Below are 26,004 nucleotides of genomic sequence, written 5' to 3'. Positions count from 1 at the left end.
TGTCTGATTATAATAATTTGATTTTAAAGTTTTTCCTGCCTCCAAATTAGATAAATAGACTTCTCCAAAAATTTTAAAAAATAAATTATTATCTATAATACCAATTCAATTTGAAAAAATAATTCTATAAAAAGTGCCTCTCGATAAAATATGTTTAAAAATAGTGGCGATCCTTCATTAGAGATAGTTCTATCTATTTTTTACCTTTTTTAAATATTTTCTTCTTCTTCCTTCTTCCTTCTTCCTTCTTCCTTCTTCCTTCTTCCTTCTTCCTTCTTTCTTACTTCTACTATCTGTAACAAACACTTATCAAATTGGTATAAATTATCAATTAATACCACTATATACTATATTATTGTTTCCTGTTCCCTATTTTATATATATGTCTAATAATAATAGTAATTATAATATATAGAAGAACATGAAAAAAGTGAATGTTTTAGGAATTGATGGCGGTGGTACCAAAACAGAAGCCGTTTTAATGGATGAAAATTATCAAATTCTTGGTAGTAGTAAAAGCGGTCCTTCAAATTATCAGAGCGTAGGAATTGAAGTAGCAAAAAATTCGATTCAAACCGCTATTACTCAAGCAGTTAGTAATAGTAATAACCATCAACCAATTTCTGGAATTTGTCTTGGTTTAGCAGGAGTAGGAAGACCTGGAGATATTCGAGTAGTAAAAAATTTCCTCCAAGAAATTATTACTAATATTCCGATAAAATGGGCATTACAGCCAAATACAATAATTATTTGTAGCGATAGCCCGATCGCTCTGGTCGGTGGTATTGGCCATTCTGTAGGTATTGTGGCTATGGCAGGTACAGGTTCTCAAGTATTCGGCCAAAATAGTCAGGGGTTAACTAAACGAGTTGGTGGTTGGGGCTATCTGTTAGGAGACGAAGGTAGTGGTTATAATATAGCTATTCGGGGTTTACAAGCAGTATTGAAAGCTGATGATGGACGTGAATTACCCACAACTCTAATTACAGATTTTCAAGCATATCTGGGCCTGAGTAATATTGAAGGTCTAATAGAAGTAGTCTATCGTCGTGGATGGGGTCCAACACAGATAGCAGCACTTGCTCCTATTGTCTCCACAGCCGCAGATAAGGGAGATAAGGTGGCTAAAAAAATTATCCACGATGCTGTAGAGGAGTTAAGCGTAGCTACAAAAATTGTGATATCTACCTTATTTCAGCCTCACGAAACTTTTGAGGTTGTTACTATTGGAAATATCTGGAAGAGCATAATTAATTTTCGCGGTAAATTTGAAGACTCCATCATAGCGATCGCTCCTGCTGCGAAAATTATCTGGCCTCGACATCAACCTGCTTATGGTGCAGGAATTTTAGCCTTGAAAGCTATTACTATGTAGGCAAATAACAGGGAATCAAAAATCTTGTAATACAAAAAGTTTAGTAATTTTCCCTGACCTTAAAAATTTAAATAGCTGAGGTTGCACTGCTATAGCTAAGAAAGAATTGGTTAGGAGAATTACTGATAATGAATCGAATACTAGGAAATGTTTTTCTAACTGTTCCTTGTTCCCTACTATATATCTAACCAGATATTTATTACACTACTGAAAATTTTCTATTTGGAGAATATTACCTATGTTTAATTCAAAAAAATGGCATTTCGGAACATCTTTATTATTAACTTTAGGTATGACATTAGCCACAGCAACACCCCTAATTTCAAATCCTGCTATGGCTCAATTTTATCGGCGAAGAACATTTATTGGGAACCAACAAAGGCAATTTCCTAATAACCAACAAAGACAGTTTTCTAATAACCAACAAAGACAGTTTTCTGTAGCACGAATACCAGCAGGAACACTTATACCTGTCGAATATGAGGAAGCAGAAAAAATAGTTCTGAGTCCAGATGAATCTATGAGATTAAGGCTAACAGTAGCACAAGATATTCGAGATGTTCAAGGAAGAGTAATCATACCCTCTGGCAGTCTCATAGAAGGTCAACTACAACCTGTTTCAGATGGTACTCAATTTTTGGCCGAACAGTTAATTATCAGCGGTCGCAGAAGGTTTCGTTTTGACGCTATTTCTAGGGTAGTTACCGATACTGAACAAATTAGAAAGGGTGCTGATGCTGGAGATATTTTGAAGGGTGCCGCTGTGGGTGGTGCTGCTGCTACTTTACTATCTGGTATTACTGGGGATAAAGTAATTGCTACAGAAAGAGTATTAGCTGGTGCTGGTTTGGGTGCTTTAGCTGGAGTATTATTGGGTCGGGAAAAAGCTGAGGTTGTCGTGATTCGTCCAGAAGAAGATTTAGACTTGAGATTACGCTCTGATTTTGCATTGCGTTGATTTATATCATGTCCCGTTGAACAGTTATAAATAAACGACTAAGGAGTCAGGAGTCAGGAGGGCTTGTAACTGTTGGCTAAAATCTGGTATTATCTATAAAAATCTGGTATGATCTGTTTATGCTACTTGGATATCATACTGAATTACACCCAAATAAGCAGCAAAAAACATTACTGGCTAAACACGCAGGTGTAGCTCGTCACGCTTGGAATTGGGGATTATGGTTAATTAGAGAAAATCATAGATTTATATAGATAATCGTGGGTTTCTAAGAACGGAAGTAAAGAGGCGTTGCTGAATACTGGGATGATTTCGGCGCTCCACGGGGACACGGGGATTATGGTTTCTGCTCTGGTGACAAAATCATCCCGCAATTATGCAATGCCGGAAATACTAGATTAAAACATTATTTAGCAAGGTTACATTGTCAAACTCTTTGCTATTCTAAATCTGAATAAATGCTCAAATATTCTATTCAATTATTAATTCACGCTTCTAAAATTTAGAGATGTGCCAACTCCTTATTCAAATAATACAAATTATTTTATAGTGAGCGCGATCGCTACTTTTCTATAATCATACCTTAATTCAGCAACGCCAGTAAAGAAGAAGAAATAGGAAGTTTTTTGGTCGCGTAAGCGGAACGGAGTTCTATGGTTAATTATCCGGACATGATATTACAGACAGAATCAAGATTTATAGCAAATATTCATCCAAGTGGCATGAGTAGTAGTTATACTAGATTCAATGTGCGTTAGCTTTATGCAACTTGATTGAGATCGAGTCCCGATAATTTAGCGATTAAAAAGCCGATCCTATCTATACAGAATACATCTACCTATCTATTCATTAAAGCTCCATTTTTGATAGATTTGATTTGACTGCTAATAACAAGTCAAAACCTATCAGTGTTATTATTCACCTGGTTTTCAAAACTGGTAAGTATTAACTACTATGAAAAATTTTATCTGTCAGGTACTAAAGTAGATCATCTAACTGTTCAAAACTGTGAGCTTTCAATTTATTCAAAGCAGATTTAGCTGCAGCTTGTTCCGCAGCTTTAATTGATGGTCCCTTACCCATGCCAAGTTTCTTATCTTTAAACCAAACTTCTGCAAAGAAACGTCCACGATCGCCATGAATCTTATTTGTTTCCTCAACTTGATAATTTGGCAGTGTTTTGTAATGACCTTGAGTCCATTCTTGGAGAGCTGCTTTATAATTTTGCCTAGCTGGGTCACTGCGAATTTCTGCGATTAAGATTTCAAAGTGAGAGTCTAACCAGGGGCGAATTAATTCTAAGCTATTAGTGCTTAAATAAAGAGCAGCTAAAACAGCTTCAAAAGAATCTGCTATTCGTGATTCTTCTCCAGCTCGATCCCCTGCCGCACTTTTAGATACCAGTAAATAACGACTCCACCCATACTTATTGGCAATTTGTGCTAGAGAGCGATCGCTCACCAAAATAGAACGAATGGCAGCAAATTCTCCTACTGGGTAATTTGAATATTTTTCAAATAGTAACTCGGCAGCTACCAGTCGTACTACTGCATCACCTACAAACTCTAATTGTTCATAGTTATGTGTTGAGGAAACTGTAGAATGGGTTAAAGCCAAATCTAGTAAATTCCATTTTATTGCTGCTTGTTGAGGTATAGATAATTTTTTGATTAGAGATTGAAGTTGCTTTTGGCGAGGATGATATATTTGAGTCATTGTTTGGATGGTTTTGGTATCTCCCAATTTATTTGTTTACTTTTAAAATTTAGGAATAGACATCTCCACCAAAAGAGGGAGTAGGCAGTAGAAAGTAGGCAGTAGGGGGAAAGAATTGATAAATAAGAGTGCGATAATTGATTTGATTTTTTATTATTGGAGATGTCTAATAGCAAAAAATAAATTATCCAATTTTTGGACTCTCCCTACTCCCTCTGTTGATGCGCTACCAGATATGTCTGTCGCACTTCGTGGGGTGGCACTGCTACTCCTTGCTTCCTGCTTTGCTCAGTTCAGTGCAATGGAATATTTGTTTACTGTTAGAGTTAGATCATCATATATATTATTACATATAGAAAATAGGGCATTGGTGATTTGAGGTATGATTTCATGTCCCAATAATTAGGGATAGAACGGAGTTCTGCGCTCCGCGTTACATATGGCGTAGCTAAACAAAAAACTTTCTCCTTCTATTCTTTTTTCTTCTTCTTTCTTCCTTCCTGACTCAGTCCTTCCCCTCCCAGGAGGGGTTAGGGGTGGGTTTACTTCCCTCCACGATCGGGGGAGGGGCGAGGGGTGGGTTGACTCCTAAGTAATTAAGACTAATATTATACACTAATTCAGCAACGCCGAAAATAGAAAGGTCGAGAAGATGATCGATCTAGGGTCTAAATTAACAACGCCCAGAAGACTTACCAAGGATTACCAATTAATGTAAAAGCTGACCAATAATAAGGGTGGGAAAAAATTTCATCGCCAAACTCTGACAATTCTGGAGGTAGTTGTAACTCTCCCCTAGTTCCACTTAACTCACCCATATTTATACCTACTTCCCCTCGTATCATTGCAATTTGAGCTTGTCGGAGTGCTTCTGCTCTCAGTAGTGTTTTTTGCAAGTGTTGATAAAATTCTGTCATTAATGCTAATGTTCCGATATCGCTGACATTCCATAAACTTGCTAATGCCGATCTAACTCCTGACTTTACCGTTAACCCCGCAAAACCCAATTCTGCTTGTCTATCCCCCAAAGCAGTGCGACAAGCACTTAAAACTAATAATTCTACTGGGGGGTCATTCAGTTTTAATTTTTCTATTTCATCTAATCCGATTTGTTCATCATTCCAAAACTGTATATAAGACCGTTCTGGTTTTCCTGGTCTAAACTCTGCATGGGTAGCCAAATGAACTATTTCATAAGATTTTTTCTGTCGTTGAGCTTGTAAATTTTTCACTGTAAAATCTTGATTTATCAAAGCATTACCTTGCCACACAAATCGCGTGATTTTGTTGATTTCTACTGGTACTGCTGGTAAAGGTTCTAGTTCTTTAAATTCTGATGCTCCCATTGCTAATATTTCAGCATTTTTAATTTTATTGTAGTTAGTATCTATCAGATTAAATGCTGGAATTCTAGTAAGAGCATACTTTTCTATCAAAAAATTTTCTCCATCATGTAATGCTGCTAATGGTAAAGTTCGTAAACCCATACCTAAGCAGAACATAATAGTATCTATTTTTTCCCGTTTTAAAGTTTTTTCTAATGGTTTTACCATCCATTCATGTAATTTTTGTGCTGACTCTAAATATGATTTTGTATTGCGTTTTCTAGGATTTGTAATTTCTACATTTAGCCTTCTGACTGTATTAATTAACTGTGGCCTATCTGCATCAGTAACACTATAAATTTCTGGTTTTTTGCCTGGAGTTATTAATATTAGCTGCATTTGCTCTGCTCGTGACCAAATCCAAATAACTGCAGGTTTTGTACCAGTTTGTTGAGATATATTTGAAAGAGTTTCAGCTATACCTTCAGCAGTTACTGAAAAGTCAGCTAGATTTTCATCAAAGTAATTTTCATAGTCTCTTTCCCAATGTTGCTCAACTTGATTTACTGCTTCAATAAAATCTTTCTGTTCTAAAAATCTATCCCAGTCCTCGTCTTTTACAGCGATCGCTGATTGTTTGAGCCATAGAATGTTTAAGATAATGGTACTAAAAAAATTAAGATAAATAATAAACAAAAAATAATTCTTTTTTTCCATTTCTGATGATACATAGTTTTACTCTACAGGTTAATATTAATGATTTAAATATATTTTTCTATCCCTAGCAGTCCTATTTGAATTGTGCAGAAAATATCTTATATTATGTACGGTTGATTACTTATAAATAAAATGACGGAGTCCTCAGGAGTCAACCCACCCCTAACCCCGACCGTGGAGGGGAGGGGAAGTCAGGAGTCAGGAGGGAAGAAAGAAGCAAGAAATAAGAGGAGGAAAAGGAGAAAGTTTTTTTGTTTGCTGGCGCACAACTGCGTTAACGCCGAGCGGAACGGAGTTCTATCGCGCTCTTATCCGGACATGATATAATATCGTGTCTCTTTAAATAACCCCATTAACGAAGTCAGAAGTCAGTAGAGGCGCCATTCGGAGCTTTGCAGAGCGCAAATGGCCATATAGCCTGACGGCATGGGCTTCGCAAGGGCGTCCTTACAGTAGGGGTGGTTCGCGAAGCACCCCTACACGCGAACCATCTGTACAGAAGTTAACCAACCCTTAACCCAACCCACCCCCGCCCCTCCCAGGAGGGGAAGTAAGGGATTTGAGCAACTCTCCAAAAATATTTCGCCTTAAAAGGCGGGGTTGCGCGACCCAATTATTTTGATAAAAAATTTAGGGAGTAGGGAGTAGGGAACAAGAGGAAATTTGTTTGTTCCCCATGACAAACGGAAAAAATATTCTCTCTCTAGAGTTGAACATTTTTATTATGGCTAATTAAATGAGACTTGATATTAAAAGTTAGGAAATATTATAAGTATTATATTTTACTAGAGCTTTGCTATTTTGTCAAATTAAAATTTGGCTTTTGAGTAAATTTGTAAATTATTCGGTAGTCTTTCATAGTAATATACTAATAGTCAAAATTCAGATTTTGACATAGATTTTTCTGTAAACTAATAGATATCTCCAATAATAAAAAATAAAATCAATTATTGTACATAAATAATCAATTATTTTCCCCTACTCCCTACTCCCTCTTTTCCAGAGATTTCTAATGATTAAATTTGTGAGTATTTATTGATTTTATAACTAACAAAAAAGTATTTTATGAAGCATGAATGATAAAAATTTTTAACTTTTATTTCATAATTGACATCCCTAAAAAATTTTGCCAATATGCAAATATTCGGTAGTTATTACATCGAACGGGGTGCAAAAATGAATCATGTTTTTTCCATAAGCATTGCCTTAAGCGTATCTGCTCTAACTATGGGGACATTCCCTGTGTCTGCTGCAAATTTCAACACCGATAATTCCAGTTTAGATTTTTCTCAAATGTTTATTTTTGGAGATAGTCTTTCTGATACAGGAAATGCTTTTACTCAAACAGGTGGAGCATTTCCAGGAAACTCCCTCTCGTTTGAAGGTAGATTTTCTAATAGCTCTATTTGGATAGAATCTCTAGCATCATCTTTAAACTTAAATCCTACAGCTTTTTTTACTAATTTTTCTGTTTCGCCGGATGGAGCAAACTATGCCACGGGTGGTTCTCTCAGCGGAGACCAGAATATTTTTGATGATTTTCCTCTAGGTTTACAGCAACAACTTGAGAGTTTTATTAGTCCTCTGTTAGCAACAGATAGTTCAGCTAACTCCGAAGCACTATATACCATTTGGACTGGTGCAAATGATTATCTTTTAGACCCTCTATTTACATTAGGTTTTACATCACAACCAGATGCACCACCTAATACAGATACAACTATTAATAATATTTCCAACGCGATCGCATCTTTATATAACATAGGCGCTCGCAACTTCCTCATCCCTAACTTGCCATCATTAGGTATTAGTCCTTTAGCTACATTAACAAATACATCTAATATTTTGAACGAGTTAACTGATGAGCATAACCAAAAATTAGAGGATGCGATCGCCCAATTAAATCAATCTTTAGTTGGAGCAAAAATCATTCTATTAGATGTTAACTCTATAGTAAATGAGATAATTGAAAATCCCAGTCAGTTTAATGTTACGAATACAACAGACAGTTGGTCAGATACAGTATTAGCTTTTTGTCCAGATGCTTTTTTAGGAGCAGATGGTTCAGTAGAGTCCTGCGATATCGATGTTCCTAATTCAGATGAATACTTATTCTGGGATATAGTTCATCCTACAGAAGTATCTAATCAGATAGTCGCCGATGAAGCTTTATCTGCTCTCAAATCAGAATTTAAAACCGTTCCAGAACCTACTTCTACATTTGGTTTATTGGGATTAGGTGTCAGTTCGTTAGCTATATCAGCTTTCAAACAGAAAGATAAACAAAAGCAGAAACAGAAAATATAATCAATATCTTTGAAGAGCTATGAATAAGAGGCGTTGGTAAATGATGGTATGATTTTTCGTAGCCAAATATTTAAAACAGCTTTTTTTCCTTACTATCAATCTTTATTTAATCCAAATTTAATACCTTATTTTAGTCAGCATTCCGCAGGAAATGCTTACTTATTTTACCAATGCCTATTTTTATTTTCGGATTATGAATTCTTACCCGCTCATGTCAAAAACAAAAAGGCCAAGTTCATCAAATCTTCATCTATAAATGTAAATTATATCATGTCCGGATGATTAAGTATAATAAAAATGTTTGACTCTCAATATTGAAGAAATATCCCAAATTTCCACTCCGTTTCAAGTCTTCCCTTTTGAATTTACACCTACCACCGAGCCACCTACAACCTACAAACTGTATTATCACTGATTAAGCGGACATAATATTACTATATCAACTTCATCAAATATTCATGTAACCAGTGAAATACTGCCAAATCTTTACTGAATTTTCATAAAACACTAACAATTCTTACTTGACATTTTTAGAAATTTAATTTATTATTTAAAGAATAGATTTATAATAACAATAATAATAATACAGCTTAAATCAATGAATAAATTTGTGTCACTCAGCTTTGCTGTAACTGCATCTACTCTAACTATAGGCACTGCACCAGCTTATGCTACAAATTGCAATTTAGACTTTTCTCAAATGTTTGTTTTTGGGGATAGCCTTTCAGATCCAGGAAATACAAACGGAACTAGAAACGGCCGTCGTTATTTTGAGCGTAGAGCTTCTAACGGAAATGTTTTTGCAGATATTCTAGCAGAATCGTGTTTAGATTTAGATCCTGTAACTTATTATCGTCCTCGTCGTGGTGGTGTGTCTTCAGATGGAGCTAACTTTGCTAGAGGTGGAAATGATAGTGGAGAGAAATTCGGTGAACAAATTGACGATTTTATCAATGATTTTTTAGATGAAGGTCAGTCAGCTAACTCTAATGCACTGTATACTGTGTGGATAGGTGCAAATGATTATATTAAGGAGACATTGTTGGGTTCAGATGCAGAATCTGATGGAAATCCTGATATTGTTGTTGAGAATATTGCTGATGCTATTAGAAATTTACATGGTGAAGGTGCTGAGGACTTCCTTATCCCTAACTTGCCATTATTCGGTTTCTCACCTCTTGCTACATCCAGAAGTGAAAGTGCATCTGAGAGATTGAATCAATTAACAGACGATCATAACCAAAAATTGGAGTTAAAGATCGCTGAGTTGGAGGAAGAGTTATCTGAAGTTACCATCACATTATTAGATGTTGACTCTATTTTCAATGAAATACTTGATAATCCCAGTCAGTTAGGTTTTACCAATGTAACAGACAATTGGTTAGAGACAGTTCTCGATCCTTCTGCTTGCAACAACGCTTTTGACTGTGATGTCGATCTTGCAGATCCAGATAGATACTTATTCTGGGATTACCTTCATCCTACAAAAGCATTTCATAAGTTAGTAGCAAATGAAGCTATATCTGCTTTGAACTCTGAATATAATCAAGCTGTTCCTGAATATAATCAAGCTGTTCCTGAAGCTAGTTCTACATTGAGTTTGTTGGGATTAGGTTTAAGTTTCCTGGGAATGTCAGCTTTCAAACAGAAAGATATACAAAAGCAGAAACAGAAAGTATAGCGCTACGTGCAAGGCAAAAGTCAAAAGTCAAAAATACTCTTTGAGTGAGTTTGATAATTTAGAAATGTTAGCACCCTTTGCTTCGACTACTATATCATCAGAATCTTTGAAGATTTATGAAAAAGAGTATAGGGATGTTTCACAATACTTGTATGAAACATCCTTTCCTGGTCTCCTGTGTGATTCCCATTTCTCCTGAATTATGACTCCTGACTCCTACCCTCACCCATAAGACTTTTGAGCGCAAACCCTAAATAGATCTCAAACAGGTTCTATAACATCTCTGTTGCCCACTCAATACATAACTTTGCCTGTTCCGCCCAAAAATCAGAACCCCAATAAACAAAACAACTGGTTTCACACAACAATAACGCCCTAGTTTTTTCAGCAGACCCCTTACCAGACTCTACAACCTTGGCATAATCTTGACTCAACTTTTCAACTGCTGCCAATACCTCTTGTCTTAAGTCTCCTTCTTGCCATTGCTGGTGTCCCCCTATCCACGAACCCCCAGTTGACTTAAGTCTTACCTCTGTCGCTGAACCCTCTGATAAATATGTATCGATATATTGACTTACAGTCAAAAAACCCACATCAGACCAACGATCGCTCTCCCGAAACAGAGGAACAAAAGAATTCTTAAAATATTCAAACATCATCACATTACCATTTTCCCCATCAGAAGTCGGCACTACCAAAGCAGGGGGTTTCATTCCCACTTCTTGCCCACGATATCGCACATCACTAATACAACCCTCAGCATTTTGACCACTTTGTTGTCGAATACCCATATCCGTATCTCTAACCACACAGAGAATACGTTCCGACTCACCATCTGATTCTACCACCAACCAATGCACTCGGTTTTCTAACTCTGGCGTACTCCAACCTTCAGGATGTTCCAATGCTGCATTGGGTAAAATAATCCATTCATAACCGCACTTCTTCAACAGACGTATAAATCTTAATGCTTCAGCAGGGTCTCCTGTCATGCCCATCTCTGGTGGCCAAAACCCCCTTACTCGCGATAATGCCTCTGTCCCAAATAAATCCCTAAAGACTCGTCGCCATTCCATAATTTGACCTTCATGGTCTCGTTCGGGAGTGGCCGGAAAATAACAATGACTATATGCACTACCAGTAAATTCTATTGTGTCTGAATATTCTGTGAGAACTTCTCGCCAGAGACTAATTACATCTCCTACTGGTTCATTATCAACGTGAAGATGAGAAAAAATACCATTGGTAGAAAGCTTGGCCATTTCTTCGAGCAATACCCCAGAGTAATCTACCATCATCCGAGGTTTATGGCCTTCTTGTGTGAGTTGTTTCGCATAACGGGCAGGATTTTTGTATGCTTGAGCAAACCATTGAGCATTCCAATGCTCTTCAGAGTTTTCTTCACCACCAAGCATTTTTTCTAAGTTGCCCTGTAGTTGACCATTATTCCAAATCGGAGGTTGATGAAAATGTAACCAGGGGACAAATATAGACAGAGGATTGGGATTTGACACTTTCTGACACTCTTCCTGGTACTAAACTATTCATGGATTTATTACTTATAGCACTATTAAGAAAAGTTAGGATAAGTTCTCATACCGTTTCACGGAATTCAAAAGTCAAAACTCAAAAGTCAAAAGTCAGATTTTATAGCTCAAAACTTTTATTTTGCAGTAATTTCAGCAAATTATTCGATATCTAAAGTTTGAAACTATTTGTAACATTCTTTTTTCAAATTGGTATCAAATCTTGAAGCTCGATGGAACTTTTGGGGAGTTTCAGAAGCCAAACTTCAAATCAACAACTATTAGTTGACCCTCAAAAGCGTAGAAACTAACTTTGTGAATGTTCTCGGCATTCACAGTTAATTGAGCATTTGGGGAAATATGTGAATTAGAGTTAAGCAAGTTTGAGGCGGACGTTTCATCTTTGGCCAGAAGTTCTTCATTTTGATCGTAAGCTGACAAGATTGTTCGGCGAGAACTGGTAACCACTCCACTGACAAACTTGACTGGAAATTTAAAGTGAATTTCTATTAGGCCACTTTTTGGCGCTCCCATTAATACTTTTACACCTGGAGGAATTGCAAAAGCAGGGTTTGAGGGTTCGATCGCAATTGCATTAGAGAAAGTTAGGCCCCAATTTCTAAACTGATGGTCTACTACTTCAAAGGATTTTAAATTTTCTAGGCCAAGGCGAATACAACTAGACATTGTTGGGAGTTGTAAGAGTTCTGATTTAGTCATTTCATTGTCAGGAATGGCTACGGTATATCTGTTGAAATTGTTGACCCTGAAGTTATTGGTTAGAGGATTGATATTTCGCGTTGTATCAATCGGAAAAGTCTTTAGCATTGGACATCCTTGATAAAGCTGTAACTACATTGAGGGGTAAGACCCCTCATTCTTTTACTACTTATAGCTTATTCTTGAGAACTTTGCTTTGATCGGGAGAATTTTCATTTCTTCTTTAGAACTTCACTTTGAGCAGGGGAATTTTCGCTTTGTATTGATAACTAATATCATGTCCGGTTTACAAGGGTAAGGCAGCTATGCTGGAGGCAGAAAAGTTAGAGAGGAAGAACGAAAAACGTGGTGCATTCAGGACCGGATTTGGTATAAGATTTACAATTTTTGATTATGACTTTATTTGAGTTACAAATAAAAATAATTTATTGAAAGTTTAATTCACTATAAAATTTATTTTTATTAAATATGAATTTCAAATATATGTAGCTTATAAAATTTGATATTTATAAATATTAAGATATAAAAAATTGGCATTGCTGAATTAAGGTATGAAAGTAGGTTTATAGGTATGGAGGGAACATTTAACATAGAACAGGGAACAGTTAATATTAACAAGTAGTTCAAACCATCCAAAATCCAAAATCCAAAATCCAAAATCATCAAATCATCAAATCATACCCAGAATCAGCAACACCAAAAAATTAACCGAGTCTCTGACTAATACCAATTTTAAAAATGGATGTATGGAAAAATGTATATCTGGCAAGGATTTCCAGTCACTCATTTGTAACATTCTTTGATTAAATTGGTATAAGGCAGTGCTAGAAACTCGGTATCTGGAATTTATGACCCAATTTTAAGTTTTAAGAATCATTCGTTGCTGACAAAACCTTAAGATATCAAGCCAATTTCACCTTCAATATTAAATTTTTTTTGAGGATGTTCTTTTAAGAACAATTCCACACCTTGTCGTACTTGTTGTCCCCAATAATCTAAGCCAACATCATGAAGAATAATTGTTCCTTCTGGTTTAATGTAACTAGAAAGTAATGTTAGGTCTTGTTTGACCGCTTCTGTTCGATGGTCTGCATCCAGAAATGCTAGATCGAATGGTCCATATTCTTCACATATTTCTCGACCAATAATTTCTCTATCTTCAAGGTTAATCCCATAATTTACAACTTTATCTAAATCTTCTTTGTTGGGAAAACCGCAAGAAAAAAAACCTCGTTTTAAGGTAAATCTTGTCAAAATTTCAAAGTGTTTAAGCACTTTTTCAACAAAATATAAATGAGTTTGTTGATTTTTAATTTCAAATTGTTTAACACAAAGAAGATTGAGAAGTTCTACAGGAAGATCGGCATCGACACAAACAATTTTTGACTCTGGTAGGCACAATCCTAATACAGCAGTGGAAACTCCGACAAATGTGCCAATTTCTAATATTTTCTGATGATTTTTTTGACGGCTGATATTAATCAATTTTTCTGCATCATCAAGTTTGACTGAGGCATTTTCAATAAATTCTCTTTCAAGTCCTTGTTGACTAAGAAAAGATAATGCTTGTTCTCTAGCTTCTTTGACAGTTATCATTGTTACAGTGGCTTTTTTTCAAATATTAGTATCTTTATATTTTTAGCAGATTCTACAGGAGAATAATCTGTGAACTTCAAAAATTAAATCCTGAAAGCACAATTAGGATGCTTCAACAATTAATAATTAATAATTAATAATTAGGGTTTGCTGAAAAATTCTTATGGGTGAGGGTAGGAGACAGGAGACAGGAGACAGGAGAAAAGGGTCGGGAGCGAGGAGGTAGGAGCTAAGTTTTGGATACAGTGATTTTTCTGCCCAACTATGCGCCTAAAATACGCTCCATGCATGAGCATGAAGAGCTGAAAACCAGGCACTTTTTAAAGGCCCCAAAAAGGCACTTACCTTTATCTGTAAATACTTTTAGATTTAATCAGCAAGCCCTAATTACCTCTCCTTGAAAAGGAGAGGATTGACGCAAAAGGGAAAATTTTTTCTTCTCTTGGTCGATTGGATATAGCTCTGAGACCTCGCCATCTCACCCTACGGGAAGCTACACTAACGACCACTTTTTTCTCCTTTAAAGGAGAGGCTTTAAACCTTCATTATTAGGTAAGGAACTTAATTTATACCATTTTCATAAAATATTGCTACAGTGGTTGATTTCTAGGTGTTAGGTGTTAGTTATGAGAGAGAACAAGTGCCAATTTTCCAATCCTTTGACCCCCGGATTTTACTGTAACAATCTTTCTTGAATTTGGTATTACTCTCAAATCTAATTTTCCTTAGCATCTCTTTTTTTCCAAAAATCATCACGCATTGCTTGCTCTGATTTTAACCTAGCAAGTTTTGCTTTTTCTAGGTCTTCATTAAATTTACAAACTATTGCTTTTTCATACTGATAATTAACTATTTCTCTAGTGGTCAAAACAGGTTGTACAAGAGAAACCATTTTAGCTCCAATTGCAGTGTGAATTTTTTCTTGAATTTGCCCAGAATAATGTCTTCCAGTAATGACATACCAAGCAAACATTTCACAATTATTAGTATGAATATTGTACTTGCCAAACTTGTGTAAATATTCACAAGCTCGTTGTTCTTGTTCAACTGTTAATTCTGCCCCTTTTCCCCGATATTCAATTCCTTGAGGCCCCCACCCAATTTAATTTTCAAATGTTCCGTCAGACGAAATAAAATAATGTCTAGCAATTCCAGCAGTGGGTTCAATTGCAATACTATAAATTGAGGCATTCATATATTTTATACTCCTTTTATTTATATGTATTTTTTTGAAGTCTATGCTATTAAAAATTGCTTAATACGTTTAACAAACTAATAAGTTTTTGGTAAACCTAGAGGGATAGCAGAAGCTTTCAACTAAATCTTATTAGGAAGAATCAGACTACTAGAAATAATCTCTCCAACTGTAACATTATTGTTAACTCTAACTTGGATAATAGCTATATTAAATAAAGTTAGTTGATGTGCTTGAAAAAATAGAAACCACCATCTTCGCTAAACGTTCCATTCCTTCTTGAATATCCTCATCAGAAGCCGTTAAACTAATCCGAATACACTCTTGCTTATGAGGCCACTCTTCGCGCAAACCAGGGAAAAAAGAGCTGCCAGGCACAACAATAACCCCCACTTCCTTCAACTTTTGATAAAGTTCCCAGTCAGTCATCGGTAAATCTTTCAACCATAACCAAGCAAAAATTGCTCCTTCAAAACGATGGAGAAACCAAGGCAAACTTTTTGGTAAAGCTTTTGATAAAGTAGATTCTAAAATCGAAAACTTATTTTGATAAAAAGGCCGAATTACTCCAGTAGAAATTTCTGCCAGAGCGCCAGAATTAATTGCATCAGTAGCGATCGCTTGTCCATAACGAGGAGAATGAATACACATATTAGTCTGGAAAGCCTGCAAAACCTCAATTATTCGTTCGTCCCCAATAGCAATGCCGATTCTTTCTCCAGGAAGTCCAGCTTTCGATAAACTCATACAATGACAAATATTGTCCCCAAATATTGGCTCCATCTCCACAAAATTTAATCCTGGATATGGGGGAGCATAAGCAGCATCCACAAATACTGGCACATCATAAACAGCAGCCCGATCTGCAATTTTCTTAACCTCATCAGCACTAATCACATTACCAGTAGGATTGCAGGGGCGTGAGAAAATGACACAACCAGTATTTTCATCAATGACCAACTGACTAAAATCTGGACAATATTTGAAGCGATGAGATTCAGCATCTATTTCCAGAGTAGGTTTATAAGCTACCACTGCTTCAGGGAATAAACTCACTCCGCCATAACCTGTATAATCTGGACTCAGAGGTAGAACAATTTTTTTCAGAGTTTGACTGTTAGTATATCCAGCAAAAGCATTAGCAGCATAGAAATATATAGACTGAGAACCTGGGGTAATTAAAATATTGCGATCGCTTAAATTCAGGCCATAGCGGCGGTTAAAATCATTAACAATTGCATCAATAAACGGTTGATAACCCTGAGATGAACCGTAACGCCCCACAACTTCCCCATATTCTGGACTTGCCAATAATTTTGTGGTACAATCCCGCCACAACTTTTCTACTTCTGGCAAAACCAGGGGATTTCCTGAACTGAAGTTGAGAAACTCCTGTCCCTGGCCTGCTCGTAGAGTAGCAATAATATCTGCCATAATTGCCCGCACACCTGTGAGGCGGGACATAGTTGTACCAAATTCACTCAGGGCCGGATTAACCATAGCATCTAATAAAATATAAATAGATTGACAATTTTTTATTGTAGCCAAGATTCCAGAATTTAGAATTTAGAATTTAGAATTTAGAATTACCTCTTCTTATAAACTAAGAGGATTGGTTAAAAGGATTTTGGTCGATTGGATATGGCTCTGAGACCCGCTCTTATCAGAGCCGCTCCGCTTTTAGCGCAGCTTTGCGATAGCAAACGCCATCCCACCCTACGGGAAGCTCCGCTTTTCGGTGCGGAATGCTACGCAAACATATCGGCGACAGCCGTTAGCGGAGCTTTGCGCTAGCAAAACGACCGCTTTTTTCTCCATAAATCAAATCTTTATACCTAAATTTTTCGGTAATTCAACCAGCCAATTTTCCTTCTTCCTTCTTCCTTCTTCCTTCTTCCTTCAAAAATAAATGAACAATAGTATTTGGCAAGCAGATTTTTATCGTCGTCCACTCCAGGATAAACAAGGCCAACAGTTATGGGAATTATTAATTTGTACTCCCACTCGTAGCCTAGAATTTACGGCTATTTGTCCCCAACCAGAAGTTAATGCCCATTGGGTAGTGGAGCAACTGAGAACAGTGGGTCAAGGCCAGGAGATACCAGATACAATTCAAGTATTTCGACCTCAATCTTTGGGTTTAATTGAAACCGCAGCTCAAATATTGGGGGTAAAAGTGGAAGCGACTAGACGTACTACTGCTTTAAAACAATGGTTACTAGATAGGGCGCAAGAATATCAGGGGATGGAAACATATACTGGGGAATTTTACGATCCCTTAAAATTAGATTCTCCTCCACCCGTACCATTAGCTGAAAATCTTTGGGGCGATCGCTGGAGATTTGCTACATTACCTGCGGGTAATATTAAGGATATTATTGAACGCCCAATTCCTATTTTGACAGTATCTGAATTTCTTTTACCCTTAAATTTAGGATTGTCTTCAACACTTCCTATACCAGGGGTTGTTATAGACGGAGGTCGTCAGTCTATGAGATTAGCTAAATGGTTAGAAGCAGCGCAACCATACTTTTTAAAGTATGTTTCTGGTGATCCTGATGGGTTAATTTTAGAGGCGGGATTAGTAGATCGATGGGTAGTTGCTACTTTTTCAGACCGAGAAGTTTCATCAGCAGCTCAAGTTTATGAACAGAGAAAACAACATAGTCAGGGGTTACATTTTCTGTTAGTACAACCAGATGATTCTGGGATGACTTACAGTGGATTTTGGCTTTTACAGTAGAAAAAAAATTATTTAGGGTTTGCGGCAAAAAGTCTTATGGGTGAGGGTAGGAGACAACCCACCCCTAACCCCTCCCTGGAGGGGAAGACAGGAGACAGGAGACAGGAGAAATGGGTACGAGCGAGGAGGTAGGAGTAAGAATTGTAAGAATTATTTTTCTGCCCAACTATGAGCCTAAAATACGATCCATGCATGAGGGTTTTAGACGTGATACCAGGCACTGCAATTTGACCCCAAAAAGGCACTTACCTTTATCTGTAAATACTTTTAGATTAGATCGGTCACGCCCTATTTATAGCAGAAGGAAGAAGAATGTTCACTAAATTCCACGGAAAAATTATGGGAGAACGGGAGCCGCGATACTTTAGTTCGGGGAGGAAGTTCGATTCAGGGGATTTTAATCGCCGTTACTCTTAAAATCAACTTAGTTGTTCTCCCTCTGTTCCCCTAAAGAAAGCGAGTCCGTTTAGTTTTAGCTTTGGTAACTTCAATAGAAAACTCAGTTGTATCAAAGTAGTTTCGAGAATTTCCTTTGTTGCATTCCGGCACATTCAGATAGCACCGCTTTACCCCTCGTAAACTTTTAACTGTTTGATTTCAGAGCATGGAACTGGCAAGCATCCCAAGGTGAGAACTTTGGCTCTTAAATGCAACGTAGCCCTCGTAGGACTTAGGCTGGTCAGCTATCTAAATTAACGAGGCACTAAGCCCCATCTCTTTAGAGCGGGATGCTGACTATTTAACAATACTAATTCGTCCAGCCATTAATTCTTCATAAATTTGTTTAATCTGGTTTTGTTGTGTGATACTTAAAAGATTAGGTAAAAGTAACACCGTTCTTAAAAGCTGGCGATCGCTAGCCGAAATTTTACGAGCAGCAAAAATATTACTGATAACTAATTCTAGGGAAGTTGTTTTAGATTGAGCTTGGGAATTGTTCATTTTTTCTAGTAAATCAGATAATTGTCCGACAAAAGAGAAATATTCCTAAAATACTGACTACCCGCAGAAAATTGAAAAACTATTTGGGTAGGAGAATCATAAAGAAAGGGCACGACACAAAATTGAGTAGTTCTTATTTTTCTAGAGTATTACAAAAGTATAGTTTGTTTTGTAAAATTTTGATAAAGATTCAGCATAAACATTGAAGATTTTGAAAAATTAATTTTTTTTATACATTCAGCGATGAAAAATACTTAGATCTGCAGTATGTCTAATACTTATGTATTAATTATAAACACTTACTTGACTCTATGCTATGTTCTCTATAGTGCCCTATTGCTAGTTAGGGCTTACCGATCAAATATCAAAGCATTGACATATAAAAGTTTTAGACTTCTTAGGTTGAAAAAAGTGTCAGCTTTTCGATCAAGAAAGCTCATCCATGGAGCGCATTTTGTGCAGACAAGGGCAGAAAAATTAAGGGACAGTTCTTTCAACTACATTCTCTGTAATTTCCATTTCTCCTGACTCCTGTACGAGCGTTTTGCTCCGCGACATATAGAACCCCTGAGTGGATCTATTTAAAAATATAGGGAGAGTGTGGGGAGTGTGAGAGGTGTGGGAGGTGTGGGGAGTGTGGGAGGTGTGGGGAGTGTGAGGAGGGGGAAGCCAGAGGATGCTGCGCTTTTTGTTGAATGGGGGACCAGCGGGGGCGAAGGCGAGAACCAAACAATCGCACATTCATACTTCAATTCAGCAACGCCCCGGATTCTATATCACCAGCGATGTCCATACCATTTGTAGGGTGAGACACCCCATAGGCCGTATTATCGATCGCTTTCTTAAATAAGTATTTAAACGGATACAATCTCAAATAATTTCACCAGAAATCCGGTAGAATACCTGAAAAATCCATATTAGCTAATCTCAGGATGACCAAAGTAAAAATAGGAATTATTGGCGGCAGTGGTCTGTACAAAATGGAAGCACTCACAGATGTGGAGGAGATACGGGTAGATACTCCGTTTGGGTCTCCCTCTGATGCTTTTATTGTTGGTACTTTAGAAGGAACACAAGTAGCATTTCTCCCCAGACATGATCGCAATCACGCTTTATTACCATCTGAATTACCATTTCGTGCCAATATCTATGGTATGAAAAGTCTAGGTGTGGAATATTTAATCTCTGCTTCTGCAGTTGGTTCTCTCAAAGAAGAAATCAAACCACTAGACTTAGTAGTAGTAGACCAGTTCATTGACCGGACAAAAGGTCGGATATCTACTTTTTTCGGTGAAGGAATAGCAGCACACATTACTTTTGAAAATCCTACTTGTCCTCAACTAGCGAAAATGTTGGCGGATGCTGCAGAAAGTTTGAATTTATCAGATATCAATGTGCATCGCAGTGGCACTTATTTATGTATGGAAGGACCTGCTTTTTCTACCAAAGCAGAATCAAATTTATATCGTAGTTGGGGCGCAACAGTTATTGGGATGACAAATTTACCAGAAGCGAAGTTGGCAAGGGAAGCAGAAATAGCTTATGCAACTTTAGCGCTATCTACAGATTATGATTGTTGGCATGAAGAACATGAGAGCGTAACTGTGGACATGGTGATTAATAATCTACGCAAGAATGCGGTGAATGCCCAAAAAGTTATTCAGGAAACGGTGCGGAGGTTGAGCGAAAATCAGTTTGTTTCTGATTCCCATTCTGCCTTGAAAAATGCCATCTTAACTTCTTTGGACCAAGCACCTGCTAAGACTAAGGAGAAATTGGAATTATTATTGCAAAAGTATATATAGCAATCCTATTTAAGAGCTGATTGATAAACTGAGCTAAAACTCTTATGCTATCTAGGTCTCAGGAATTTATGGTTTACTGGCCCAAAATCGGCAAAACCTTTGTCCTGTAAGAAATTCAGCCTCTTAATATTTACTTTATAAATCAGCTCTGAGTTGTAATATTTATGCTTTCAATAATTGATCGGGACTTACGCAAATTGACTTTTAAACCACTATATGTAGGGGCGAATGGTATTGGCTAACGCCAAGCTCCGAATTGCGCCCTCTCTATATGTAGAGTCTCTGCGTAAGTCCTGTTGATAATGGATAATTGATAATTACCTCTCCCTAAAAGGAAGAGAATTGAATCAAAGGAAAATTTTTTCTTATTTCTCCTTAAAAGGAGAGGATTTTTACCTTAACTATTCGGTAAATTATGTTAATAACCGAAAAATTTTGGTCTTAATCCTTCCTTTTTAAGGGGATAAAAAGCGGTCCTTAGCGCAGTTTCCCGTAGGGTGGGATGGCAAGGTCTCCTAGCCATATCCATGAGACCAAGAGAAAGAGAATATTCCATGTATCAAGCCTCCTTATTGCAGAGGTAAACTGATAACTGATAACTGATAACTGAAATGACTACTTCATCAGAAAATATTACGATCGCAAGTTCCCCAGTGAATGAAAGTCTAGAAATAGCCAAACAAGAATATCAATACAACTACGCTCATATTCCTCCTCTGGCAATGGTGGATAAGTTACCCCCTCAAGAACAGCCTTCCCCGCAATGGTATTTCTTATTGGCCACTACTATCCGCCTTCTTTTTGTGAATACTCTAATCACAAACCGGGGTAATTATGGCAACCAAGGAGTGAGAGACGATATCAAAAAATTTATCATTGAAGTGATTTCTCAAGAGGGGATAGCCACAAAAATCAGCGTCATGACTCAAGTAGTGCAAGTTTTAATCAAATTATTGATTAAAGGAATATCTAGGGACTTTCACGAAATTGACGAGCTATTGTATTCTCTCTTAAAAAAAAGCGATCTGTCAGTCTTCCAGGGTATTTTAGGGCGAGCAGTCAAACTTCTGTATGAAAATGCTCCAAAAGGCCATGTGACTAATTTGCAAGATTACAAGAAGTTGTTGCCCTATCAGGAGTTGTTCCCTGAAACTGGTGGAATACCAGCGATCGCTAATACCTTTCAAGAAGACGAAGTATTTGCCTATATGCGAGTGGCAGGTTATAACCCTGTTATGCTTGAGCGGGTATCAACTTTAGACGATCGCTTTCCTGTTACAGATGCTCCATATCAGCAAGTCATGGGAAATGAAGATTCATTAGAAGCAGCAGGAGCAGAAGGTCGTCTTTACCTAGTAGACTATGGAATTTTGGCAGGCGCTCTCAATGGCACTTTTCCCAAAGAACAAAAGTATAGTTATGCTCCTCTAGCTCTGTTTGCAGTGCCAAGAGGTTCAGATCCCAATCGCAAATTACGCCCCGTAGCTATTCAGTGCGGTCAAACTCCTGGAGCAGATAATCCAATTTTCATTCCTAACTCTTCCAAATATGCTTGGTTATTTGCCAAAACAGTCGTACAGATAGCGGATGCAAATTTCCATGAAGCTGTGAGTCACTTGGGTCGAACTCATCTATTTGTGGGTGCTTTTATCCTGCCTACTCATCGACAACTCCCAAAAACTCATTGTCTAAGTATACTACTACGTCCTCACTTTGAAGGCACTTTGGCAATTAATAATGCAGCTCAGGAAATGTTAATTGCTCCTGGAGGTGGAGTAGACAAATTACTTTCATCCACTATTGATAACTCCCGTGTATTAGCAGCGATCGGGTTACAAAGCTATAGCTTTAATCAAGCTATGTTACCCAACCAACTCAAACAACGGGGAGTTGACGACCCGAATTTACTTCCTGTCTATCCTTACCGGGATGATGCTTTGTTAGTTTGGGATGCTATTCATCAATGGGTTTCAGATTATGTGAAAGTTTACTATTCTTCTGATGAAGAAATTCAGGCGGATAAACGACTACAAGCTTGGGCAGCGGAAGCGATCGCTTATGATGGTGGTCGCGTACCTGATTTTGGTGAAGATGGAGGTATTAAGACGCGACAGTATTTAATTGATGCAGTGACGTTGATTATTTTTACTGCTAGTGCTCAACACGCTGCAGTTAACTTCCCGCAAAAAAATATTATGTCTTATGCTGCGGCGGTACCATTAGCAGGTTATTCTCCAGCTTCAACTCTCAGAGGTGAGGTGAGTGAACAAGACTATCTGAATTTACTACCTCCTCTGGAGCAAGCACAAACCCAACTGAATCTCACATATTTATTGGGGTCTGTCTATTACAACAGATTGGGTGAATATCCCATAGAGCATTTCACAAACCCGCAGGTGAAACCTTTGTTAGAGAAGTTTCAAGAGAATTTAACTCAGATTGAAGCTACTATTGAGCAGCGTAACTTAAACCGTCCACTTTATAGATATTTACTGCCTTCGAGAATTCCCCAGAGCATTAATATCTAGTGGCGTGACACGCCTAAAATGGTGCAATAGTAGGGGCGGGTTCCGCGTGAAGTTAATGGTTTTACCCAGGAGCTGGTAAACCCGCCCCGGCGGGTTCCGCGTGAAGTTAATGGTTTTACCCAGGAGCTGGTAAACCCGCCCCCGGCGGGTTCCGCGTGAAGTTAATGGTTTTACCCAGGAGCTGGTAAACCCGCCCCGGCGGGTTCCGCGTGAAGTTAATGGTTTTACCCAGGAGCTGGTAAACCCGCCCCCGGCGGGTTCCGCGTGAAGTTAATGGTTTTACCCAGGAGCTGGTAAACCCGCCCCCGGCGGGTTCCGCGTGAAGTTAATGGTTTTACCCAGGAGCTGGTAAACCCGCCCCCGGCGGGTTCCGCGTGAAGTTAATGGTTTTACCCAGGAGCTGGTAAACCCGCCCCCGGCGGGTTCCGCGTGAAGTTAATGGTTTTACCCAGGAGCTGGTAAACCCGCCCCCGGCGGGTTCCGCGTGAAGTTAATGGTTTTACCCAGGAGCTGGTAAACCCGCCCCCGCACCAATAATATCAAATCCGTTTAATTCGGCACGTAAAAAATGTTCCATCTTCAACGATTACCAAATATTTCTCCCCTCCAGGGAGGGGTTAGGGGTGGGTCCCCATCCCCCCATCCCCCCATCTCCCCATCTAATTACACCGATGCTACCGGATTTGATATAATCGCTCTGCACAGTTTTAGCTGTGTCAGTCCACTAGGGTTTGCTGAAAAAGTCTTTTTGTTGAGGTAGGGAGTAGGAAGTAGTGTAACGATAGTTATGCGAAGCAAACGGCCGTTTGCTTCGCATACTCCGCAGGTCCCCCTACTCCTGACTCCTCTCTCGTTATTTATAACTATTCAACCGGACATAATATGAATAATAAGGAAAAAGGGAACAGAAAATATCAGAATAGAAGTCTAAAGTGAATGCAAGTGCGGGCATCTTGCCCGCGACTGGTGTACCTTACGAATAGACATCTCTAATAATAAAAAAGAAAACCAATAATCGCACATAAATTATCAATTCTTTCCCCTCCTGGGAGGGGAGGGGCGAGGGTGGGTTCCCTACTCCCTACTCCCTACTGACTACTCCCTCTTTTCTGGATATGTCTAATTTGTATCAATAATTGAAGATTGAACAACAACGCTATCATTTGATTTTCCTTCCAAGAAGTTAGGACTCATTAGATGAACACCATTATTAGTTACTTTCCTACCAAAACCATTAAAATTTTGATTCTTTGTTTTATGACTTGCTCTTTGCAATTTCTCTAGAGTTTCTTTGTCTAATTTAGTGTTTCGATCTATTAATGTACCAGTTAAGTCAGCATCACTGATATCAACACACCACAATTGTGCAGCACAAAGATTTGCATTACTGAGATTAGTATTATTTAAACCTGCATGGGACAAGTTAGCACCACTGAGGTTAGCATTACTTAAATCTGCATGACTGAGAATAACCCCACTGAGATTAGCATTACTGAGGTTAGCACCACTGAGGTTAGCATTACTTAAATCTGCATCTGTGAGATTAGCAGACGAAAGATTAACACCACTTAGGTTAGCTGAGGATAAATCTACTCCACTGAGGTTAGCACCAGACAAATCTACTTGACCAAGTTCAGCATGATTCAAGTTTGCGTAGGATAGATTAGCAACTGCTAAGTCTGCACCTGTTAAATTAGCATTGCTGAGGTTAACATCTGTGAGATTAGCATTATTTAAACAAGCACCACCCAAGTTAACACCACTGAGGTTAGCATCTGTTAGTTTTGCATTCTTAAGATAAATATCACTGAAATCTGCATCTGTCAGCACTGCACCTTGAAGATTGATAGGATTTAAATCAAGTCGCTTCTCTACTGAAGTAATAGCTGTTTCAATTTTACCAAAAAACTCTGGTTGAGGCAGACTCTCAACACGCTTATTCAAAATTTGCAGATTTCTGCTAATATGACCAAAGTTACTTTCTAAGGATGCTATGGCAGCAGTTCTATCTTGTAATTCCTCAATCGCTGAAACTGCCCAAGGTAAGCGTTGAGTGATGATTTCTTTCTGCTGACGTTCTAATGGTTCTAAACGTTGAATGAGTTGTTGTAGCTCAGTTGGTATTAACTCTATAACTTCTTGTAATTTATTCCTTTGTTGCTGAGTTTGCCACTCTAAAGTTTCCTTTTCGGTGACTAATTTTTGATTCAGCTCTTCTGTTATTACTTCTAATTTCTTTTTTTGTTCCTCAGTTTGAAGATTCAATTGTTCTTGCAATTTAGATGTTTGACTATCAACTCTGTCTAAATCTTCTAGGAAGGTTTTCTGAACATCTGTAAGCGCCACTCTTTGTTCTTGTTGTTGCAATTTATCTAGCCGTTTTCTATTAGCTACACTTGCAGATAAGGCCAAAGTTAAAGGTGCTGCTGCATATATTGCCTGCCCAGAAGTGGCTGAAGCAATGGTTCCTAAAACTGAACCTGCCAGGCAAACATATTCACTTATGTCTAACCAGTGTTGCTTGCTCATAGTATTTTTTCCCTATTCTCATTTTTACACTACTTTTTTTCTAATTTAGCTAAAGTCTAAAAGAATACTTTTATCCTTCAAATCCTCGTCTGCTGAGAACTATGCTTGAATTTTCTATTTTATTGTATTTGATAATTCATATAGAATCCGGTTATTAATATATGTTGATAATTCTATAATTACTTCAATATTCAATATCCCCTACTCCCCTATTCCCAATAATAAGTATTTAAGCTGATTTGATATCAGTAGCATAAATCTTGATAAAATACAATAGACATTTCCAATAATAAAAAAAATCGGCGTTGGTAAAGCGCGTGCATGATATTAATCTTAACTAC

At 37.8% G+C, this 26,004-nt stretch carries 18 protein-coding genes and 1 pseudogene; 9 read left to right on the top strand and 10 right to left on the bottom strand.

What is annotated here, in order from left to right; all coding sequences use genetic code 11:
- Positions 1 to 209 precede the first annotated feature (209 nt).
- On the bottom strand, positions 210 to 341 hold the full coding sequence (locus tag SAGCYANO_RS47560) for a hypothetical protein (protein WP_255502561.1): 132 nt from the start codon (positions 339 to 341) through the stop codon (positions 210 to 212).
- 80 nt (positions 342 to 421) lie between these two features.
- Here SAGCYANO_RS47560 and SAGCYANO_RS14320 point away from each other — a divergent pair, with 80 nt between their 5' ends.
- From SAGCYANO_RS14320 to SAGCYANO_RS14305, 4 genes and pseudogenes are all read left to right on the top strand, one after another.
- Positions 422 to 1,375, top strand: coding sequence for an N-acetylglucosamine kinase (locus SAGCYANO_RS14320; protein WP_202220691.1), 954 nt, complete (start codon positions 422 to 424; stop codon positions 1,373 to 1,375).
- Between the two features lie 238 nt (positions 1,376 to 1,613).
- Entirely contained in the window at positions 1,614 to 2,333 is a 720-nt protein-coding gene (locus SAGCYANO_RS14315) for a hypothetical protein (protein ID WP_202220690.1), read from the top strand.
- Positions 2,334 to 2,452: 119 nt separating this feature from the next.
- A complete protein-coding gene (locus tag SAGCYANO_RS14310) occupies positions 2,453 to 2,587 on the top strand; it encodes a helix-turn-helix domain-containing protein (RefSeq protein ID WP_202220689.1) in 135 nt (44 codons plus the stop codon).
- A gap of 135 nt (positions 2,588 to 2,722) precedes the next feature.
- Positions 2,723 to 2,909: pseudogene (locus SAGCYANO_RS14305) on the top strand (IS1 family transposase); the annotation flags it as partial.
- 402 nt (positions 2,910 to 3,311) lie between these two features.
- Here SAGCYANO_RS14305 and rnc read toward each other — a convergent pair.
- A complete protein-coding gene (rnc, locus tag SAGCYANO_RS14300) occupies positions 3,312 to 4,049 on the bottom strand; it encodes a ribonuclease III (protein ID WP_202220688.1) in 738 nt (245 codons plus the stop codon).
- Positions 4,050 to 4,741: 692 nt separating this feature from the next.
- A complete protein-coding gene (locus SAGCYANO_RS14295; protein WP_202220687.1) occupies positions 4,742 to 6,091 on the bottom strand; it encodes a CHAT domain-containing protein in 1,350 nt (449 codons plus the stop codon).
- Between the two features lie 1,107 nt (positions 6,092 to 7,198).
- Between SAGCYANO_RS14295 and SAGCYANO_RS14290 the strand changes: the two genes are divergently transcribed.
- Both SAGCYANO_RS14290 and SAGCYANO_RS14285 read left to right on the top strand, forming a co-directional pair.
- A complete protein-coding gene (locus tag SAGCYANO_RS14290) occupies positions 7,199 to 8,398 on the top strand; it encodes an SGNH/GDSL hydrolase family protein (protein ID WP_237396161.1) in 1,200 nt (399 codons plus the stop codon).
- Between the two features lie 598 nt (positions 8,399 to 8,996).
- A complete protein-coding gene (locus SAGCYANO_RS14285; RefSeq protein WP_202220685.1) occupies positions 8,997 to 10,079 on the top strand; it encodes an SGNH/GDSL hydrolase family protein in 1,083 nt (360 codons plus the stop codon).
- 272 nt (positions 10,080 to 10,351) lie between these two features.
- Here the strand turns inward: SAGCYANO_RS14285 and SAGCYANO_RS14280 are convergent, their stop codons facing one another.
- The 5 genes from SAGCYANO_RS14280 to SAGCYANO_RS14260 all read right to left on the bottom strand — a co-directional run bounded on the left by SAGCYANO_RS14280 (position 10,352) and on the right by SAGCYANO_RS14260 (position 16,616).
- A complete protein-coding gene (locus SAGCYANO_RS14280) occupies positions 10,352 to 11,593 on the bottom strand; it encodes a glycoside hydrolase (RefSeq protein WP_237396160.1) in 1,242 nt (413 codons plus the stop codon).
- 264 nt (positions 11,594 to 11,857) lie between these two features.
- Complete coding sequence (locus SAGCYANO_RS14275; protein WP_202220684.1) at positions 11,858 to 12,325, bottom strand: hypothetical protein; 468 nt, start codon at positions 12,323 to 12,325, stop codon at positions 11,858 to 11,860.
- An 894-nt stretch (positions 12,326 to 13,219) separates the two neighbouring features.
- Complete coding sequence (locus tag SAGCYANO_RS14270) at positions 13,220 to 13,921, bottom strand: class I SAM-dependent methyltransferase (protein WP_202220683.1); 702 nt, start codon at positions 13,919 to 13,921, stop codon at positions 13,220 to 13,222.
- A 715-nt stretch (positions 13,922 to 14,636) separates the two neighbouring features.
- Positions 14,637 to 14,894, bottom strand: coding sequence for a hypothetical protein (locus SAGCYANO_RS44735; protein ID WP_237396159.1), 258 nt, complete (start codon positions 14,892 to 14,894; stop codon positions 14,637 to 14,639).
- Positions 14,895 to 15,326: 432 nt separating this feature from the next.
- A complete protein-coding gene (locus SAGCYANO_RS14260) occupies positions 15,327 to 16,616 on the bottom strand; it encodes a valine--pyruvate transaminase (protein WP_202220730.1) in 1,290 nt (429 codons plus the stop codon).
- 409 nt (positions 16,617 to 17,025) lie between these two features.
- Here SAGCYANO_RS14260 and SAGCYANO_RS14255 point away from each other — a divergent pair, with 409 nt between their 5' ends.
- Positions 17,026 to 17,859, top strand: a complete 834-nt coding sequence (locus tag SAGCYANO_RS14255; protein ID WP_202220682.1) for a Tab2/Atab2 family RNA-binding protein — start codon at positions 17,026 to 17,028, stop codon at positions 17,857 to 17,859.
- Positions 17,860 to 18,594: 735 nt separating this feature from the next.
- Here the strand turns inward: SAGCYANO_RS14255 and SAGCYANO_RS14250 are convergent.
- Positions 18,595 to 18,801: a hypothetical protein gene (locus tag SAGCYANO_RS14250; RefSeq protein WP_202220681.1), complete on the bottom strand. Its 207-nt coding sequence runs from the start codon at positions 18,799 to 18,801 to the stop codon at positions 18,595 to 18,597.
- 932 nt (positions 18,802 to 19,733) lie between these two features.
- Between SAGCYANO_RS14250 and SAGCYANO_RS14245 the strand changes: the two genes are divergently transcribed.
- Together SAGCYANO_RS14245 and SAGCYANO_RS14240 are read left to right on the top strand one after the other, a co-directional pair.
- A complete protein-coding gene (locus SAGCYANO_RS14245; protein WP_202220680.1) occupies positions 19,734 to 20,606 on the top strand; it encodes an S-methyl-5'-thioadenosine phosphorylase in 873 nt (290 codons plus the stop codon).
- A gap of 611 nt (positions 20,607 to 21,217) precedes the next feature.
- Positions 21,218 to 23,134 (top strand): lipoxygenase family protein, encoded by a 1,917-nt coding sequence (locus SAGCYANO_RS14240; RefSeq protein WP_202220679.1) that lies wholly within the window; start codon positions 21,218 to 21,220, stop codon positions 23,132 to 23,134.
- A gap of 1,119 nt (positions 23,135 to 24,253) precedes the next feature.
- Here SAGCYANO_RS14240 and SAGCYANO_RS14235 read toward each other — a convergent pair.
- On the bottom strand, positions 24,254 to 25,663 hold the full coding sequence (locus tag SAGCYANO_RS14235) for a pentapeptide repeat-containing protein (protein WP_202220678.1): 1,410 nt from the start codon (positions 25,661 to 25,663) through the stop codon (positions 24,254 to 24,256).
- Between the last annotated feature and the right edge of the window lie 341 nt (positions 25,664 to 26,004).

Origin of the sequence: Okeania sp. KiyG1, assembly GCF_014132355.1 — a bacterium.
Classification (GTDB): domain Bacteria; phylum Cyanobacteriota; class Cyanobacteriia; order Cyanobacteriales; family Microcoleaceae; genus Okeania.
The sequence above is the reverse complement of the archived record's forward strand: the minus strand, read 5'-3'. Positions and strand labels throughout refer to the sequence as shown.